A 17,551-nucleotide genomic window follows, 5' to 3' on the forward strand; every position below is an offset into this window, starting at 1 on the left:
CGCACAGTATGCCGTACAGGTACTCCTTCGCGCTGGAATATGCCCGAAGCGCTTGTTGAGGTGACTGTACGTCAATCAAGCTGTCCCGTAAGGGATTCACGTTCCGTCACCCTGCCTCTGGCTGTTGTTCTGGCCATGCAGAAAATGGCTACGATCGTGGCCCTCGTCGTCATGGTGCTCGCGTGGCTCACGTGGCTCGCGTGGCGCGCGGCCATGTGTCCGCCGGTTCGGATGGTGTGAGCGGTGCAGGTGCTTCAAGTGCAGTTGGAGATCCGGCCCGACCCCGCTGAGGTGGGTCGCGCCCGGCGGTGGGCCCGTTCGCGCCTCGTCGGGTCCGGAATAGGGGACGACGAACCACTCGCCGAGACGCTGATCCTGCTCGTCTCCGAGCTCGTCACCAACGCCGTCGTGCACACGGGCCGTGCGGCCGTGCTGCGGCTCTCCCTGCCGGGCAGGACGGCCGAGGGGGCCGTCGTCCGGCTGGAGGTGGCCGACCGCAGCGACCGCGCGCCCGTGCCCCGGTGCGTGGACGACGACTCCACGGGCGGGCGCGGCCTGGCCCTCGTCGACGGGCTCGCCGACCGCTGGGGCTGGACCATGGAGGGCCCCGGCAAGCGGATCTGGTGCGAACTCGACCGGTGCGCCCCGCCCGGCGTGAGCAAGGCCGAGGGCGAGGGGCCCGCCTGCCAGGGGCCGACGTACGAGGGGTTCGCCTACGAGGCGGTGTGACGGCGCACGGCGGAGGTGGCGCACGGCGGAGGCGGCGCACGGCGGAGGCGGCGCACGGGGGGGACGGCGGGTCGACGGCCCGTCAGGTGACGGAGCACGGGGGCAGAAAGCGCTGTCGTCCGACTCCCGGCGGGGCTCGATGCGCCCGGGTGTGCTTCCGTGCGCGCCCATGACAAAGGGTGCGTACGTGATGAATCCCCGATCGGGTGTTGACGACTCGTGTCCGTTTGATCACGCTTGTGGTCAGCGATTCGCCGCGAGGGGACGACGAGGGCTTCGGTGACGGAGGCCCTCGCCGAGTGCGGGTCGCGATTCGGCGTCGGTCCCCGCAGGGTCGAGGGGATGCCGACGGGGCCCCCGCTCGGGCGCGGTCGAGAGCGGGGAGGGTACGCCGAGTCGGATGGTGGTGCGCAGTGTGCCGTGCTCGGGGCGGGCACATGCGCGCCACCATTCGTCGTTCTCCGCGCCCCTGGGGGTCTCGGCGGGGGTGAGGGGGTTCACAGGACGGCCACCGGCGCCACCGGCGATCCGGTGCCGCCGACGAACGGCTCGGGCGTCGCCGACAGCAGGAACGCGTAGCGGCCCTCTTGTCCACAGGCTGTGGACAACTTTTCGAGATTCCAGTTCTGGCCCTGGAGCATCCCCATCTCCACCAGGTGGAGCGCGTGCACCGGCAGCCACAGGTCCTCGATCTCGGGCGGGAAGATCTCGAACGTGAGCGTGTCGTTGGCGACCGCCGCCACGTCCCGCGCGTGGAACCACTCCGGCGCGCGCACCGACAGCCCGGGCGACGGGTGCGCGTAGCCGTGCCTGTCCCCGGCCAGGTAGGCCCGCACCTGACCGGTCCGCACGAGCACGATGTCGCCTGCCCGCACCCGCGTCCCGGCCAGCTCCTCGGCCGCCTCCAGGTCCTCCGGGGTGACCGCGTGCGCGCCGTCCAGCCGGTCGACGCCCCGCGCGCGTGCCACGTCCAGCAGCACCCCGCGCGAGACGACGTGCCGCGCCTTGTCGATGCCGCCGAACCCGGCGCCGCCGTGCGCGGTGATGCCGGTGGCCGGGCGGCCGTTGTAGAGGCGGCCCGCGTGCGAGACGTGCGTCAGCGCGTCCCAGTGGGTGGCGGCCTGGAGCCCCATGGTCACCGCGTCGTCGCTGCACGCCACCGAACCGGGCCCGAAGAGCTCCTGGTTGATCTGCACCATCACGTGCAGGGGGTTGACCCGCCCCGGGATCATCCCGGTCTGCACGCCGTCCTCCTTGAGCGGGAGGGCCAGCGGGACCCGCCGGCCGGTGCGCACCTCGGCGACCGCCCGCCGCACGACCTCGTCGGTGATCAGGTTGAGGGTGCCGATCTCGTCGTCGGCCCCCCAGCGGCCCCAGTTGTTGACGCGCTGGGCGATGGCGTGGAACTCCTCCGGCAGTGCCATCCGGTGCCTCCCCGGGGCTTGTCCTCGACCGTCCGGCGGGACATAAAATCTAACGGTCCGTCAGAAACCGTGGGAAGGGGCCGAGCATGGGGAACTTCTTGGCCGGCAAGGTCGTCGCCGTGACGGGCGCCGGCCGGGGTATCGGCCGGGCGGTGGCACTGGCGGCGGCCGCCGAGGGCGCGCGGGTCGTCGTCAACGACTACGGCGTCTCCGTGGACGGCGCCTCGCCCACCAGCGAGGTGGCCGAGGCCGTCGTCAAGGAGATCGAGGCGGCCGGCGGCGGGGCCGTCGCCGTCGCCGACGACATCTCCACCATGGCCGGCGGACAACGCGTCGTGGACACCGCCGTGTCGGAGTACGGGCGGCTCGACGGCGTCGTGTGCGTGGCCGGGATCCTGCGCGAGCGGATGCTGTTCAACATGTCCGAGGAGGAGTGGGACCCGGTGGTCGCCACGCATCTGAAGGGCACCTTCACCGTCTTCCGGGCCGCCTCCGCCGTGATGCGCGCCCAGCGCTCCGGCACGCTCATCGGCTTCACCAGCGGCAACCACCAGGGGTCGGTGTCGCAGGCCAACTACAGCGCGGCCAAGGGCGGGATCATCTCGCTGGTGCGCAGCGCGGCCCTCGGGCTGCACAGGTACGGGGTGACCGCCAACGCGGTCGCGCCCGTCGCGCGGACGCGGATGTCGGCGGGGGTGCCGACGGAACTGGCCGAGATCGGCGAGCCGGAGGACGTCGCCGCCATGGTGATCTACCTCTTGTCGGACCGCGCGCGGGAGCTGGGGATAACCGGGCAGGTCTACACGGTCGCCGGTGCGAAGATCGCGGTGTGGGCGCAGCCGCGGGAACTGCGGTCGGCCCACGCGCAGGGCGGTCCCTGGACCCCGGAGCGGATAGCGGAGGCCCTGCCCGGGTCGGTGGGGGTGGACCCGATGCCGATGCTGGAGCGGGTGGGGGAGATGGCCCGGGCGGCCCGGGAAGGGGCCCGCCCGAACGCGTGAGCGGATGGACGCCGGAGGTGAACGTGGATTTCGCCATCACAGCCGAGGACGACGCGATGCGGGCCGAGGCGCGTGCCTGGCTCGCCGCCCATGCCGGACGCGCCGGCGACCGGCGCACCTGGGAGCGCACCCTCGGCGCGGCCGGGTGGATCGGTCTCGGATGGGGCGAGGCCGGATACGGCAACCGGACCGCGAGCCTCACCCAACAGGTCGCCTGGGCCGAGGAGTACGCGCGCTCCGGTGCCCCGCCGCGGTCCGGGCACATCGGGGAGAACCTGCTGGCGCCCACCCTCCTCGCACACGGCAGCCCCGCGCAGAAGGCCCGCTTCCTGCCGCCGATCGCGGCCGGCGCCGAACTCTGGTGCCAGGGCTACAGCGAACCCGGCGCCGGGTCCGACCTCGCCGGTATCCGCACGAAGGCCGAACGGACCCCGGACGGGACGGGCTACCGGGTCACCGGGCAGAAGATCTGGACCTCCCTCGCGCACGAGGCCGACTGGTGCTTCGTGCTGGCCCGCACCGACCCAGAGTCGACGCGCCACCGCGGGCTGGGCTTCCTCCTCGTGCCGATGGACCAGCCCGGCCGGATCGACGTGCGGCCGATCCGGCAGATGACCGGCACGAGCGACTTCAACGAGGTCTTCTTCGACGGCGCCCACGCGCGCGCGGACCATCTCGTCGGCGCCGAGGGCGACGGCTGGCGGGTCGCGATGAGCCTCCTCGGCTTCGAACGCGGGGTGTCCACGCTGGCCCAGCAGATCGGCTTCGCCGAGGAACTGGGGCGCGTGGTCCGCACGGCCGTCGCGACGGGCGCCGCCGACGATCCCGTCGTACGGGACCGGCTCGTCACGCTGTGGGCCGAGCTGCGGGCGATGCGCTGGAACGCGCTGCGGACGCTGGGGGGTTCGGGCGGGCCGGGCGCGCCCAGTGTGGCCAAGCTGCTGTGGGCGGGCTGGCATCAGCGGCTCGGGGAGCTGGCCGTTCAGGTGCGGGGCGCCGCGGCCGCGGTGGGCCCGTCGGACTGGTCGCCCGACCTGCCGTACGCGCTCGACGAGGCGCAGCACCTGTTCCTGTTCTCGCGGGCCGACACCGTCTACGGCGGCTCGGACCAGGTGCAGCGCACGATCATCGCCGAGCGGGTGCTCGGCCTGCCCGGACAACCCAGGGGACGGTGAGGGACGCGATGCGTGGCGTGGTGTTCGACGGGGAGCGGGCCGAGGTCGTGGACGACCTGGTGGTACGGGAGCCGGGGCCCGGGGAGGTGCTCGTCGCCGTGGCGGCGGCCGGACTGTGCCACAGCGACCTGTCCGTGGTCGACGGGACGATCCCGTTCCCGGCGCCGGTGGTGCTCGGGCACGAGGGCGCGGGTGTGGTGGAGGCGGTGGGGGCCGGAGTCACGCACGTCGCACCGGGCGACCACGTCTCGCTGTCCACGCTCGCCAACTGCGGCACGTGCCCGGAGTGCGACCGGGGGCGGCCCACGATGTGCCGGCAGGCCATCGGCCGGCCGGGGAGGCCCTTCACGCGCGCGGGGCGCCCTGTCCACCAGTTCGCGTCCAACTCCGCCTTCGCCGAGCGGACGGTGGTGAAGGCGGTGCAGGCGGTCCGGGTCCCGAAGGACCTTCCGCTGCCGTCGGCCGCGCTGATCGGGTGCGGGGTGCTGACCGGCGTCGGTGCCGTGCTCAACCGGGCGCGCGTCGGGCACGGCGAGAGCGTCGTCGTCATCGGGACGGGCGGGATCGGGTTGAACGTGCTGCAGGGCGCGCGGATCGCGGGCGCCTCGCGGATCGTCGCCGTCGACGCCAATCCGGGCAAGGAGGCGGTGGCGCGGCGGTTCGGCGCCACGGACTTCCTCACCTCCACGGAGGGCGTAAGGGACCTCCTGCCGACCGGCGCCGACCACGTGTTCGAGTGTGTGGGGCGGGTGGAACTCGTCCGTCGGGCCGTCGACCTGCTGGACCGCCACGGCCAGGCCGTCCTGCTCGGTGTGCCGCCGACCGGCGCGGAGGCCTCCTTCCTCGTCTCCTCGCTGTACCTCGACAAGTCCATCCTGGGCTGCCGTTACGGCTCCTCCCGCCCCCAGCGGGACATCGCGCTGTACGCGGAGCTCTACCGCGAAGGCCGGCTGCTGCTCGACGAACTGGTGACGGCCACGTACCCGGTCGAGGACTTCGCGAAGGCGGCGGCGGACGCGGAGGCGGGACGGGTGGCCCGGGCCGTCCTGACCTTCTGAGCCTGAGGCGGCCGTGCTTCGCTCAGGGGCCCGTCAGGGTGCGGGACCGATGCCGTGGCGCGGTCGGCCGAGGGAGTTCCCGGGCCTGCCGCGGGGTGGTCCGGAAGGTGCGCCGGTACGCCGTCGGCGTGACCCCCAGCGCCGTCTGGAGGTGCTGGCGCATCGACTGGGCGGTGCCGAAGCCGGCGTCGTGGGCCACCTGGTCGATCGACAGGTCGGTGGACTCCAGGAGGTGCCGGGCCCGTTCGACCCGCTGCTGGGTGAGCCACTGGCCGGGGCTGAGGCCGACCTCCTCGCGGAAGCGGCGCGTGAAGGTGCGCACCGACATGGACTCCTGGGCGGCCATGTCCCGCAGCTGGATCGGCTCGTGGAGGCGGCCGAGCGCCCAGGCGCGCGCGGAGGTCGTGCCGGCCTGCTGCGGGTCGGGCACGGGGCGCTCGATGTACTGCGCCTGCCCGCCGTCGCGGTGCGGCGGCACGACCGTGCGGCGGGCGACCTCGTTGGCGACGGCGGTGCCGTGGTCGCGGCGCACCATGTGCAGGCACAGGTCGATGCCGGCGGCCACACCCGCCGAGGTGAGGATGTCGCCGTCGTCGATGAACAGCACGTCCCGGTCGACCTCGACGCGCGGGAAGAGCCGCTGGAGACGGTCGGCGTCGGCCCAGTGGGTGGTGGCGGGCCGGCCGTCCAGGAAGCCGGCGGCGGCCAGCACGTACACGCCGGTGCAGATGGAGGCGAGGCGGGTGCCGGGCCGGACGTGCGCGAGGGCGGCGGCCAGGTCCTCGGTCAGCACGCCCTCCTCGAAGACCGGGCCGAGTTCGTACGAGGCCGGGACGATCACGGTGTCGGCGGTGGCGAGGGCCTCCGGGCCGTGGGCGACGTCGATGGCGAAATCGGCGTCGGTCTCGACGGGTCCGGGAGGCCGTACGGAGCAGGTGACGACCTCGTACAGGTGCTGTCCGTCGGGACCCTTGGGGCGGCCGAAGATGCGGTGCGGGATGCCCAGCTCGAAGGGGAGCAGCCCGTCGAGGGCGAGGACGACGACGCGGTGCGGGCGCGAGCCGGGGGTGCCAGTGGCCGATTCCATGGCCCGATCCTAACGAATGCTGACCTTCGGGCCACTCGATGGGAAGGGGCCGTGAGCCGGAAGCTTCAGGACGTGACCGAGATCCACACAACCCGAGCGGCCCGACCGCCCGAAGCCACCCCTGTCGCCCACGTCGCCGAGCCGGCCGGAGTCGCCCCGGGGCGGCGGCGCCGGCGCGTTCACCGCGCCTGGTTCGTCGCCGCCGTCACCTTCGTCACGATCATCGGCGCGGCGGCCTTCCGTTCGCTGCCGGGTCTGCTCATCGACCCGCTGCACGCGGAGTTCGGCTGGTCGCGCGGCACGATCGCCGCGGCGGTCTCGGTCAACCTCGCCCTGTACGGCCTGACCGCGCCCTTCGCCGCCGCGCTGATGGACCGCTTCGGCATCCGCCGGGTCGTGGCCGTGGCCCTGACCGTGATCGCGGTCGGCTCGGGTCTGACGGTGTGGATGACGGCGGCCTGGCAGCTGATGCTGTACTGGGGACTGCTGGTCGGTCTGGGGTCGGGCTCCATGGCGCTGGCGTTCGCGGCGACGGTCACCAACCGCTGGTTCGCCGAGCGGCGTGGCCTGGTCAGCGGCATCCTCACCGCCGCCTCCGCCTCCGGCCAGCTGATCTTCCTGCCGGCGCTGTCCTGGATGGTCACGCGCCACGACTGGCGTCCGGCTGCCGTGACGGTCGCCCTCGCCGCCCTGGCCGTCGTCCCCTTCGTCTGGCTGCTGCTGCGCGACCACCCGGCGGACGTGGGCCTGAAGCCCTACGGGGCGAAGGAGTTCGTGCCCAAGCCGCCCCCGGTCACGGGTGCCGCCCGCCGCGCGGTCACCGTCCTGGTCTCCGCGATGCGCACGGGCCCCTTCTGGCTGCTGGCCGGCACCTTCGCGATCTGCGGCGCGTCGACGAACGGCCTGGTCCAGACGCACTTCGTGCCCTCCGCCCACGACCACGGCATGTCCGTCCCGGCGGCGGCCTCGCTCCTCGCGGTCATCGGCGTGTTCGACGTGGTCGGCACGATTGCCTCCGGCTGGCTCACCGACCGCTTCGAACCGCGCCGCCTGCTGGCGGTCTACTACGCCCTGCGCGGCATCTCGCTCGTGTTCCTCCCCCTGCTGCTGGCCCCGACCGTCCACCTCCCGATGATCTTCTTCATCGTCTTCTACGGCCTCGACTGGGTCGCCACGGTCCCGCCCACGCTGGCCCTGTGCCGGGAGCGGTACGGCGACGACAGCGCGATCGTCTTCGGCTGGGTCCTCGCCTCCCACCAGGTCGGCGCGGCCCTGATCGCCTTCCTCGGCGGTGTCGCCCGCGACGTCTTCGGCTCCTATGACGTCGTCTGGTACGCGTCGGGCGCGCTGTGCGCGGCGGCGGCGCTGATGGCGCTGGTGATCCGGCGCGGGCCTTCTGCAAGGACCCCTTAGAGGAACCGGCCCCTGTGGAACAGCAACGGTGCCGCGTCCTCCCGGCCGGCGCCGAGGGCGTCCACCCGGCCGACCACGATCAGGTGATCGCCCCCCGTGTGCACGGCGTGGACCGTGCAGTCGATCCACGCCAGCGTGTCCGTGAGGCGCGGGGCGCCGGAGACGGGGGCGGGGTCGTAGGGCACGCCCGCGAACTTGTCCGCGCCGCTCACCGCGAAGGCGCGGCACAGGCCGCCCTGGTGGGCGGCCAGGACGTTCACGCAGAAGGTGCCCGCGCGGGCGATGCGCGGCCAGGTCGTGGACGTGCGGCCGACCATGAAGGCGACGAGGGGCGGGTCGAGGGAGAGGGAGGTGAAGGACTGGCAGGCGAAGCCGGACGGGCCGGGCTCGCCGTCGGCGGCGGGTGCGGTGACGACGGTGACGCCCGTCGCGAAGGCGCCCAGCACCCGCCGGAACTCCGCCCGGTCGACCGGCGGCCGTTCGTCCTCGCGGACGCAGCGCAGGTCGGGGCGGGGAAGAGGCTCGACCGGGTCTGCCGCCCGGAGGTATCGGACGGCGGCGGCCGCCATCCCTGCGTGTCCCATCACATCCCCCATTGAAACTGACGGACCGTCAGATGAGAAGGGGTGCGGCGTCGGATGAGAAGGCGTGCTGTGCCGAAGAGGGACGCGGGGCCCGGCGGAGGTGCGCGGGGCCCCGCGGAGGGCTCAGGGCGCGCGCGTACGCTGACGCCGTGGGGTGGGATGGCATGCACACGAGGGCGGCTGCGAAGGCCATCGCGCAGGCGGCCGCGCTGCGGCCAGGGTCCGCGCCGACGGCGGCGATCGCGGCCGGGGCGGCACAGCTCCCGGCGGCCCATGTGCTCTGGTGGAGCCACAGTCTCGCCACCGACGCCTACGGCCGCGGCCTCGGCGGGGCGCTCGGCCTGCTGTGCGTGGTCGTGTTCGCGCCCCTGTACCTGCCGGTGCTGGGTCTGCTGCACGCGGTCACGCAGATCCTGCCCGGCGCCGCCCTCGCCGACCTCGCGCTCGGCCGTCTGCGCGGACCGTCCTGGGTCCGGCACCTGCTGGGCGCGGTCGGCGTCGGGGCCGTGTGGGCGCTGGTGGCCGCCGTGCTGTGGGACCGGCCGTTCGGCACCACGGTCCTGGTGCTCGCGGCGCTCGCCGTCGTCCCGGTCCTGGCGATGGCCTACGCGCGGCGGACGGCGCCCAGCACCTGGGGCGTCTGGTGGCGCGCGGGCGCGGGCTCCGTCGCGCTGTCCGTGCTCGCCCTGGTGGGCGGAGCGCTGGCCGGTGCCACCGGACTGCTCCCGCGCTACGAGCCGCCGAAACTGTCCGCCGCTCGGATCGCCGGTGTGTGGAGCGGTGACGACGGGGCGGAACTGCGGCTGCTTCCGGGCGGGCGGGCCGAGCTGACGAGGGTGCCCGCGGAGCCGGAACCCTTCGCGGACGCCGACGCGGTCGTGTGCTCGGGCGTCGGCACCTGGACCTTCGTGACGGAGGGCACCGGCGGCCGACGGGACGTCGTCGTACGCCTCGCGTCGGGTACCGGCACCGGCAGCGGCTGCGGCGACGAGACGTCCTGGACGGTCGGCGGGACCGAGCGGGCCCCCGAGCTGTTCCTGTTCGTCGGGGACCCGGACGTCGAGGACCTGCGGATCCTGAAGCGGGCCGGGGGCTGACCGTCAGCGGCCCCCGAACTCCGGGTCCCGGCGCGCCACGAAGCTCGCCAGCCCCTCCCGGGCGTCGGCCGTCGTCATGTTGATCTCCTGGGCGGCCGCCTCCGCGGCGAACGCGGTGGCGCGGTCGCCGTCGAGGGAGGCGTTGACGAGCTGCTTGGTGAGGGCGAGGGCCCGGGTGGGGCCGGCGGCCAGGCGTTCGGCCCAGGCCCGGGCCGTCTTCGCCAGCTCGCCGTCGGGGAGCACCCGGTTGACCAGGCCGAGGCGTTCAGCGTCGACGGCGGTGAGGGCGTCGCCGAAGAACATCAGCTCCTTGGCGCGTCGCGGTCCCACGAGACGGGGCAGGAGATAGGCGCCGCCCGCGTCGGGGACCAGGCCCCGGCGGACGAACACCTCGATGAACCTCGCCGACTCCGCGGCCAGCACCAGGTCGCAGGCGAGGGCGAGGTGCGCGCCCAGGCCGGCCGCCGTGCCGTTGACGGCGGCGACGACCGGCTTCTCGCAGTCGAGGACGGCCGCGATCAGGCGTTGGGCGCCCAGGCGGAGGGTGCGGGCCACGTCGCCCGGGACCCGCTCCCCGGCCGGGGGTCCGCCGCGCAGGTCCGCGCCCGCGCAGAAGCCGCGGCCGGTCCCGGTGAGGACGACCGCCCGCACCTCCGGATCGGCGGAGGCCTCGGCGAACAGCTCGATCAGCCGGTCGCGCAGGGCGGGCGTGAGGGCGTTGAGGGCCTCGGGGCGGTCCAGGGTGAGGTGGGTGACGTGCCGGTCGGTCGTGTTCCGGATCCAGGGGTCGGGCACGCTCATACTCCGTTCCGGGAGGACGGGACAGCCGGGTGCACGCTCACACTCCGTTCCGGGGACGGGACAGCCGGGTGCGGGCGGGGCTGCCCTTCGTCTCGGTGCCGAGGCCGGCCCCGTGCCGGAGGCCGGCCACCTCGCGACCGTCGGGCAGGCCCGGACGTACGGGCAGGTATACGACCTCCGGGCGCGGGTGCGGGTGCGGGTGCGGGCTGCCCGTCGCCGGGAGCACCTCCGGACCGCCTCTTCGGCGCCGCCTCGTCGGCCGCCCTCGTCCGTCCCGGCCGTGACGTGATCCCCCGCCGGTACGGCGACCCCCGCACACCCCGGCCGGCGGGTCCCCTCACCGGCACACCGCCAGCGCGTCCAGGGCCACCGCCCCCTGCCCCCGCTCCAGCACCATCAGCGGGTTGATGTCCAGCTCGGCCAGATCGTCGCCGAGTTCCAGCGCCATGCGCTGGACCCGCAGGACGACTTCGACCAGCGCGTCCAGGTCGGCCGGGGGGCGGCCCCGGACGCCGTCCAGCAGGGCGCGGCCGCGCAGTTCGCCGAGCATGGCGCGGGCCTGGTCCTCGCCGAAGGGCGGGACGCGGACCGCCGCGTCGCGCAGGACCTCCACCAGCACCCCGCCCAGCCCGACCGTGACCGTCGGCCCGAAGAGGGCGTCGTGGGTGACGCCGACGACCATCTCCACGCCCCGTTCGACCATCTGGCACACCAGGACGCCGTCCAGCGCGACGTCCTCGTAGCGGGCGGTGTCGGTCAACTCCCGGTAGGCGTCGCGCACCTGACTGGCCGAGGTCAGGCCGACCTTCACCAGGCCCAGTTCGGTCTTGTGGGCGATGCGGGCGCCGGAGGCCTTCATCACCACGGGGTAGCCGACCAGACCCGCCGCCCGCACGGCCGCCGCCGCGCTGGTCACGAGCTGCTCGCGCGGGACCCGTATGCCGTACGCCCGCAGCAGTTGCTTCGCCGCGTGCTCGCTGAGCTGCTGGCCGGGGCGCATCAGCATCCGCGCCTTGCGGAAGGACGGGGACGGGGTGCGCGGGGCCCGGTCGAAGGGGGAGCGGTAGTCGCGGACGAAGCGGTGGTGGTCGAGGTGGGCGCGGACCGCCGCGAGACAGTTGCCGAGCGTGCGGAAGGTCGCCACCCGGGAGGAGCCGAGGAGGACCTCGCGGTAGGCGGACTCCGTGCCCACCGGGGAGCCCCACACCACGCACACCAGCTTGTCCGTCGTCTCCGCCGCGTCCACCAGGTCCCGGACGAGTCTGTCGCTGAGCGGCGGGAAGGGGCCCGTGACGGGACAGATCAGGACGCCGACCTCGGGATCGTCGAGGAGCGCGTCGATGATCTTCCGGCCCCGCTCGTCGCCCACCGGGTGGCCGCCGTTGTCCACGGGGTTGGCGACGTTCAGGTAGTCCGGGATCCACCGGTGCAGTTCGGCCTGTCGGGCGGCCGACAGCGTCGGCAGGCGCAGGCCCGCCGCAGTCGCCAGGTCGGCCGCGTGGGCGCCGGTGCCCCCCGAGATCGAGTAGATCACCACGCCGTCGGCGCGCGGCGGGCGGGCGCGGGCCAACAGGGCCGCCGTGTCCTGGAGTTCGTCGAGACCGTCCACCCGGATCACGCCGTACTGGCGCATCGCCGCGTCCACCACGTCGTCCGCGCCGGTCAGCTTGCCGGTGTGGGTGGCGGCGGTGCGGGCGCCGGTCTCGGTGCGTCCTACCTTGACCGCGACGACCGGGACCCCGCGGCGGGCGGCCCGGTCGGCGGCGAGGAGGAAGGCGCGGCCGTCCTTCAGCCCCTCGATGTAGCAGGCGATCGCGCCGACCTCGGGCCGCTGCGCGAAGTAGGAGACGAAGTCGGCGGTCTCCAGGTCGGCCTCGTTGCCCGTCGGCGCCCAGTGGGAGAGGCGGATGCCGAGGTCCTGGAGGGCGAAGACGGGGCGGCCCTGGTGGCCCGACTGGGTGACCAGCGCGATCGACGGCCCCTCGAGGTCGTCGCGGAAGTGCTCGAAGGCGTTGAGGTTGGTGTTGGGGCCCAGCAGCCGCATCCCCGAGCGCGCCACGGCCGCGGCCAGGCGGTCCTGGGCGGCGGCTCCCTCCTCGCCCGTCTCCGCGAAGCCCGAGGCGAAGACGACCGCGAACCGCGCCTTGGCCTCGGCGAGACGCTCGATCACGGGCAGCGGGTCGGCGACCAGGACCACCGCCAGATCGACCTGCTCCGGCAGGTCGGCCACGGACGGGACGCAGGGGATGCCGAAGACCGAGTCGCGGGTGGGGTGCACGGGATGCAGCCGGGCCCCCACCCGCTCGGCCCAGCGCACCAGTTGCCGGGTGACACCGGTGTGGGGCCGGCCCTCGGCGTCCGACGCGCCGACGACGGCGACCGTCTCGGGCCGGAAGAAGCGGTCCAGATCGGGGACGGTCGCGTACAGCGGACGGCCGCCGACGTCGAGATCGTCCGCGTCGGCCGGCCGTCCGTGCACGGCCGGACCGGGCTGTTCGCCGCACGCGATGACCCGGGCCCGGCGGGAGTCGGTGGTGAGGGTGCCGTGGGTTGATCCAAGCATCGGTCCGCCCGCTCCTGTGTGACTGCCAAGTAACTGACGCTCTGTCAGGTTACATAGCTGACGGTCTGTCAGAAATAGTCGTGCACACAGAAACGAACGGCCCCGGGGAACCGGACGGCGGGTTCACAGCACCGCCAGCACCTCCCGCGCCACCCGCTCGCCCGAGCGCACGGCCCCGTCCATGAAGCCCATCCAGTACGTGGAGGTCTCCGTGCCGGCCCAGTGGATGCCGCCCACGGGCCGGCGCAGGGCCGGGCCGTACTGGGTCAGGACACCGGGCGCGGCGACGGAGACGGGGCCGCCGCGCGTGTAGCCCTCGTTGTTCCAGCGTTGCAGGACGAAGGAGGAAGGGGAGGCGGCTTTCTCGCCGAAGTACGTCGCGTAGTCCTTCAGCACGGCCGCCCTGACCTCCGCCTCGCTCGCCGCGTCCAGGGCCCGGGCCTTGTCGGCCTCGATGAAGCCCATCAGCGCGCCGTACGAGGCGTCCGGCGGGGAGTTGTCGAAGGTGGAGCTGACCACGCCGGTGTCGCTGACGACCTGGCCGTTGAGGCCGTCGGCCCGCCAGAAGGGGGTGTCGTAGATCGCGATCGCCTTGCCCACCGACGCCATCGGCAGGCGCTGGGTGAGCTGGTCGCGGTCGGCGGGCAGGAGGGGGTCGTAGGTGATGCGCGCGGCCAGCGGCGGGGGCACGGCGACGACGACCTTCCTGGCGGTGACGGTGACGCCGTCGGCCGTCACGACGTACCTACTCCCGGACCGGCTCACCGCGCGCACCGGGGCGTTGAGCACCACGCGGTCGCCGAGCGTGGCGGCGAGCTTGACCGGCACGAGCTGTGAGCCGCCGACGAAGCGCAGCTCCTGGGCGCCGTTCGCGGTCTCGGTGAGGCGTTCCAGGGTGCCGGGGGTGGACGCGTCGCCGGCGGCGGCGATGTAGAAGAGGACGAACAACAGCGACAGTTCGCGGGGTTCGGCGGAGAAGATCGAGGTGCAGGCGACGTCGAGGAGGAACTTGGCGGACGGGACGACGGCGTTGGCGCGCAGCCAGGTCTCGAAGGTCTGCCGGTCCCACTCGGCGGCCTTGGCCGCGGTCCAGGGCGCGTCGACCGGGACCTGTCCGGCCATGTCGTTGAGCGAGGCCTGGACGATCGCCGCGTTGGCGAGCCCGGCCGCGTCGACCGGCGGGACCGCGCCGAGGAGTCCGTCGGTGGCGTAGGGGGTCTTCCTGCCGTCCTTGTAGAGCAGGTTCCTGCCGGTGTTGTGGGTCGGGAAGGTGGCCACGCCGAGGGAGTCGGCGAGGGCCTTGATGCGGTGCTGGGTGGGGCCGATGAACTCACCGCCGCCCTCGGTGACCCCGCCGCCCGCCAGGGGCAGGCCCAGCACCCGGCCGCCGACGCGGTCGCGGGCCTCCAGCACGGCGACCGTCCGCCCGGCGGCGACCAGGTCCCGGGCCGCGGTGAGACCGGCGAGGCCGGCGCCGACGATCGCGACGTCCACCTCCCGGGCGGCCGCCGCATGGGCCGGGCCGGTGCCGGTCGCGGTCAGGGTGGCCGCCCCGGCGACGGCGGCGGTGCCGCCGAGCAGGGAGCGGCGGGAGAGCTGTCTTTCACTTGCCACGTGCGTCCTCCGTGGAGAAGAGGGGGTGGAGTCGGAAAGGTGAACAGGGCTCACATTCTGGGGGTGCGCGGGGGGACGGGACAACGCTCTCGCGACGTCGGGATCAACGGAGGGGGCGGACGGCAGGGAAAGCGGCGCGGGACAGCACGGGCGCCGTCGGCCGGGTCCGCTCGGGCGGGGGTCACGTCAGCGGGCGCCGCCGGGCCGGGGCGGGAGGATCACGGCGGCGCGGGCCGCCGGGCCGGGCCACCGGGTGTGCGCGTACCCCTGGCGGCTGTTCCCGGCGGCCAGGGGCGCGCGCACCGCTGGCGGGGCGGTTCCGGGCGGGTGCGTGCTGCTGCGGGGGCGGTTCCGGGCGGTGCCGGAAGGTGCGCACCGCCTTCGGGGGCCGTTCTCAGCGGCGCCGGATGTGCGCGCGCACCGCCTTCGCGATGCGTTCCGCGTCCCGCGCGACCTCGCGCAGGGTGCCGCTGATGGGGGTGGTGAATCCGGTGAAGTACAGGCCCGGGGCGTCCTCCGGGGCGTGGCGGCCGTGGGCGACCGGCAGGCCGCGGTCGTCCAGCACGTCGAGGTGGCCGACGAGGCCTTCCAGAGCGCGCACGTATCCGGTGGCGGCGACGACGGCGTCCGGGGACAGGCGGGTGCCGTCGGCGAGGACGACCTTGCCGTCCTCGAAGCCCTCGACGGCGGCCACGACCTCGACCTTCCCCTTGCGCACGGCGTCGATCAGACCGACGTCCTGCACCGGGATCGCCCCCTGCCGGGCCCGGGTGTAGAGACCGGTGTCGGGGCGGGGCAGGCCGTGGGCGGAGAGGTCGGGCAGGCTCAGCGCCATCACCCGGCATATCCGGTCGACGAGGCCGACGGGCAGCCGTCGCACCAGGATGCCGCTGTACTGGGCGGGCCAGCCGAGGGTCGAACGGCGCACGATGTGCGGGACCGTGCGCACGGCGAGGCGGACCCGCTCGGCGCCCTTCTCCACCAGGTCCACGGCGATCTCCGCGCCGGTGTTGCCGACGCCCACGACCAGGACGTCCCGGCCCGCGTAGGGCGTGCCGTCGCGGTAGGCGCCGGCGTGCGTCAGCTCGCCGGTGTACGTGTCCCGGCCCGGCCACTCGGGCAGGCGCGGGGTGTGGTTGTAACCGGTGGCGACGACGACCGCCGCTCCGGTCAGCCGGCGGCCGCCGGAGGCGTGCAGCAGCCAGCCGGTGCCGTCGGGGGTGCGCTCGACACGGGAGACCTCGACGCCGGTGACGATCTCCAGCTCGTGGACCTCGGCGTACTTCTCCAGGTACCGCGCCACGTCGTCCCGGGCCGGCCAGCGGCCGAACCCGCGCGGCATCCGGAGCCCCGGCAGGGCCGACGAGCGCCGGGTGGTGTGCAGGTGCAGCCGGTCGTAGTGGCGTCGCCAGGACGCGCCGATCCGGTCGGCCTTCTCCACCACGACGACACGGATCCCCAGGGCGCGCAGCGCGTACGCGGTGGCCAGCCCGGCGGGGCCGCCGCCGATCACGTAGACGGGGCGGTCGGCGGGGTTCGCGGGAGCGACAGGGTGATGTGCTGCGGAGTCGGCCATGAGCGCGAGCGTAATCACGCAGCTGGTTGATGGGTCTCGGTCAAGACCGGAATTGGTTGCGGATCGGTCACGCTTGAGGGAGACGTGGGCCGGGCCTGTGACGCACTTCACCGGAATGTGGGCGAGGCGTGACGCCCGGCCGGGTGTGCCGGCCCGGCCTCACGGGGCGAGGGCCGGTGGGCCGGCGGACGACGACGGGGCGGACGTGCTGCCGGAGGCTGCGCGCCGAGGGCGACGCCGCCCACCGCCGCGGCCCCGGCGGCACCGGTGCCGATGACGGCCGCCTGCGCTTGATGGCCCTGTACTTCACGGTTCGACGCCTTGCTGTTGCCAAAGCCGTGGGTCACCCGTGAACGGCTCGGGGCTGTCGGCAATTCGGCGGCAGACCGGCCGGGTTCGCGAAGACAGGCGGACACCGCACGGCCGGCGCACAGGCTGCTCCCCTCGTGCGCGAGCGCTTCCCGGACCCATGGATCTGACGTACCGTCAGATCCATGGAGACCCTCTGGCTCGACGGTGCGCAGTGCATGGCGGTGCTGAGGATCGGGCTCGGACTGTGGTGGCTGGAGTGCTGGCGGCACAAGGACAGGAAGAGCTGGTCCGAGGGCGCCGGCATCGCCTGGGCGGCGGACGTCGCGGCCAGGCACCGCTGGAGTGCCGTTCGGTCCGGTTTCGCGGCGGTCGTCACACCGAGGCCGCGCGTGATGTCGTACGTCGTCGTCTACGCGGAGCTGGCCCTCGGCCTGGGGCTGGTCGCCGGGTTCCTCACACCGGTCGCGCTGGTGGGCGGGCTGCTGCTCAACGGCCTCTACTTCACCCTCATGATCCACGACTGGGCCGAGCAGGGGCAGAACTCGATGATGGCGCTGATCTCGGTGGTCGCGCTGCTCGGGATGGGGTGGCAGACCTGGTCCCTGGACAGCGCGCTGGGGCTGTTCCCGTGAGCGCGCGCCACGACGTCCCCGAGCCCGACGCCTTCACGCGCGCGTACTGGGACGCGGCCGCGGAGGGCCGTCTGCTGCTCCGGCGCTGCGGGGCGTGCGGACGGGCCCACCACTACCCGCGGGAGTTCTGCCCGCACTGCTGGAGCGAGGACGTGCGGTGGGAGCGGGCCAGCGGCCGGGCGGTGCTGTACACGTGGTCCGTCGTCCACCGCAACGACCTGCCGCCCTTCGACGCACGCACCCCGTACGTCGCCGCCGTGGTCGACCTCGCGGAGGGGCCGCGGATGGCGACGGAACTGGTGGGGGAGGCGCGGCCCCGGGCCGGGATGGAGCTGGTGGTGGAGTTCCGGGAGGGAGTGCCGGTGTTCCGGGCCGCGCGGCCCGCGCAGGGGTGACCGGGGCCGCCGGGGAGGCCGGTGGCGGGACCTCTCCCAGAGCCTCCGGGAGGCCCTCCGTCCCGGGGCGCACGGGTGTTTCAATGGCCG

The 17,551-nt window shown here is 74.1% G+C and carries 15 protein-coding genes; 8 read left to right on the forward strand and 7 right to left on the reverse strand.

The annotated features are described in order from the left end of the window. Positions 1 to 258: 258 nt before the first annotated feature. Positions 259 to 729, forward strand: coding sequence for an ATP-binding protein (locus ACZ4YY_RS15485; protein WP_468289473.1), 471 nt, complete (start codon positions 259 to 261; stop codon positions 727 to 729). Between the two features lie 497 nt (positions 730 to 1,226). Here ACZ4YY_RS15485 and ACZ4YY_RS15490 read toward each other — a convergent pair whose 3' ends face one another. Continuing rightward, positions 1,227 to 2,153, reverse strand: coding sequence for a cyclase family protein (locus tag ACZ4YY_RS15490; protein WP_468289223.1), 927 nt, complete (start codon positions 2,151 to 2,153; stop codon positions 1,227 to 1,229). A gap of 86 nt (positions 2,154 to 2,239) precedes the next feature. On the opposite strand from ACZ4YY_RS15490, the gene ACZ4YY_RS15495 reads away from it, so the two are divergent. Genes ACZ4YY_RS15495 through ACZ4YY_RS15505 form a run of 3 tightly spaced genes read left to right on the forward strand, consistent with a single transcriptional unit; the run spans position 2,240 to position 5,387 of the window. Next, positions 2,240 to 3,154 carry an SDR family oxidoreductase gene (locus ACZ4YY_RS15495; protein WP_468289226.1) on the forward strand — a complete coding sequence of 305 codons (915 nt, stop codon included), beginning with the start codon at positions 2,240 to 2,242 and terminating at the stop codon, positions 3,152 to 3,154. Between the two features lie 56 nt (positions 3,155 to 3,210). Beyond that, complete coding sequence (locus ACZ4YY_RS15500) at positions 3,211 to 4,329, forward strand: acyl-CoA dehydrogenase family protein (protein WP_468289476.1); 1,119 nt, start codon at positions 3,211 to 3,213, stop codon at positions 4,327 to 4,329. 8 nt (positions 4,330 to 4,337) lie between these two features. Beyond that, positions 4,338 to 5,387, forward strand: a complete 1,050-nt coding sequence (locus ACZ4YY_RS15505) for a Zn-dependent alcohol dehydrogenase (protein WP_468289228.1) — start codon at positions 4,338 to 4,340, stop codon at positions 5,385 to 5,387. A 22-nt stretch (positions 5,388 to 5,409) separates the two neighbouring features. Here the strand turns inward: ACZ4YY_RS15505 and ACZ4YY_RS15510 are convergent, their stop codons facing one another. Continuing rightward, complete coding sequence (locus ACZ4YY_RS15510) at positions 5,410 to 6,474, reverse strand: GlxA family transcriptional regulator (protein WP_468289231.1); 1,065 nt, start codon at positions 6,472 to 6,474, stop codon at positions 5,410 to 5,412. A 72-nt stretch (positions 6,475 to 6,546) separates the two neighbouring features. Here ACZ4YY_RS15510 and ACZ4YY_RS15515 point away from each other — a divergent pair, with 72 nt between their 5' ends. Next, entirely contained in the window at positions 6,547 to 7,887 is a 1,341-nt protein-coding gene (locus ACZ4YY_RS15515) for an MFS transporter (RefSeq protein WP_468289233.1), read from the forward strand. Here the strand turns inward: ACZ4YY_RS15515 and ACZ4YY_RS15520 are convergent. Next, positions 7,884 to 8,471 carry a flavin reductase family protein gene (locus ACZ4YY_RS15520; protein WP_468289235.1) on the reverse strand — a complete coding sequence of 196 codons (588 nt, stop codon included), beginning with the start codon at positions 8,469 to 8,471 and terminating at the stop codon, positions 7,884 to 7,886. The two genes, ACZ4YY_RS15515 and ACZ4YY_RS15520, sit on opposite strands and share 4 nt — an antisense overlap. A 164-nt stretch (positions 8,472 to 8,635) precedes the next feature. On the opposite strand from ACZ4YY_RS15520, the gene ACZ4YY_RS15525 reads away from it, so the two are divergent. After that, positions 8,636 to 9,568, forward strand: a complete 933-nt coding sequence (locus ACZ4YY_RS15525; RefSeq protein ID WP_468289238.1) for a hypothetical protein — start codon at positions 8,636 to 8,638, stop codon at positions 9,566 to 9,568. 3 nt (positions 9,569 to 9,571) lie between these two features. Here ACZ4YY_RS15525 and ACZ4YY_RS15530 read toward each other — a convergent pair whose 3' ends face one another. The 4 genes from ACZ4YY_RS15530 to ACZ4YY_RS15545 all read right to left on the reverse strand — a co-directional run bounded on the left by ACZ4YY_RS15530 (position 9,572) and on the right by ACZ4YY_RS15545 (position 16,122). Then, on the reverse strand, positions 9,572 to 10,369 hold the full coding sequence (locus ACZ4YY_RS15530) for an enoyl-CoA hydratase/isomerase family protein (RefSeq protein ID WP_468289241.1): 798 nt from the start codon (positions 10,367 to 10,369) through the stop codon (positions 9,572 to 9,574). 337 nt (positions 10,370 to 10,706) lie between these two features. Then, positions 10,707 to 12,932, reverse strand: coding sequence for an acetate--CoA ligase family protein (locus ACZ4YY_RS15535; RefSeq protein ID WP_468289244.1), 2,226 nt, complete (start codon positions 12,930 to 12,932; stop codon positions 10,707 to 10,709). Positions 12,933 to 13,055: 123 nt separating this feature from the next. Next, complete coding sequence (locus tag ACZ4YY_RS15540) at positions 13,056 to 14,546, reverse strand: flavin monoamine oxidase family protein (RefSeq protein ID WP_468289247.1); 1,491 nt, start codon at positions 14,544 to 14,546, stop codon at positions 13,056 to 13,058. 394 nt (positions 14,547 to 14,940) lie between these two features. Continuing rightward, positions 14,941 to 16,122 (reverse strand): flavin-containing monooxygenase, encoded by a 1,182-nt coding sequence (locus ACZ4YY_RS15545; protein ID WP_468289250.1) that lies wholly within the window; start codon positions 16,120 to 16,122, stop codon positions 14,941 to 14,943. A gap of 494 nt (positions 16,123 to 16,616) precedes the next feature. On the opposite strand from ACZ4YY_RS15545, the gene ACZ4YY_RS15550 reads away from it, so the two are divergent. Beyond that, the gene (locus ACZ4YY_RS15550) at positions 16,617 to 17,066 is read left to right on the forward strand and encodes a DoxX family protein (protein ID WP_468289253.1); all 450 of its coding nucleotides are present in this window, start codon (positions 16,617 to 16,619) and stop codon (positions 17,064 to 17,066) included. After that, positions 17,063 to 17,461, forward strand: coding sequence for a Zn-ribbon domain-containing OB-fold protein (locus ACZ4YY_RS15555; protein WP_468289256.1), 399 nt, complete (start codon positions 17,063 to 17,065; stop codon positions 17,459 to 17,461). Before ACZ4YY_RS15550 ends, ACZ4YY_RS15555 begins: the two co-directional genes overlap by 4 nt. Positions 17,462 to 17,551: the final 90 nt, after the last annotated feature.

The organism is Streptomyces sp. NPDC030143 (genome assembly GCF_055573695.1).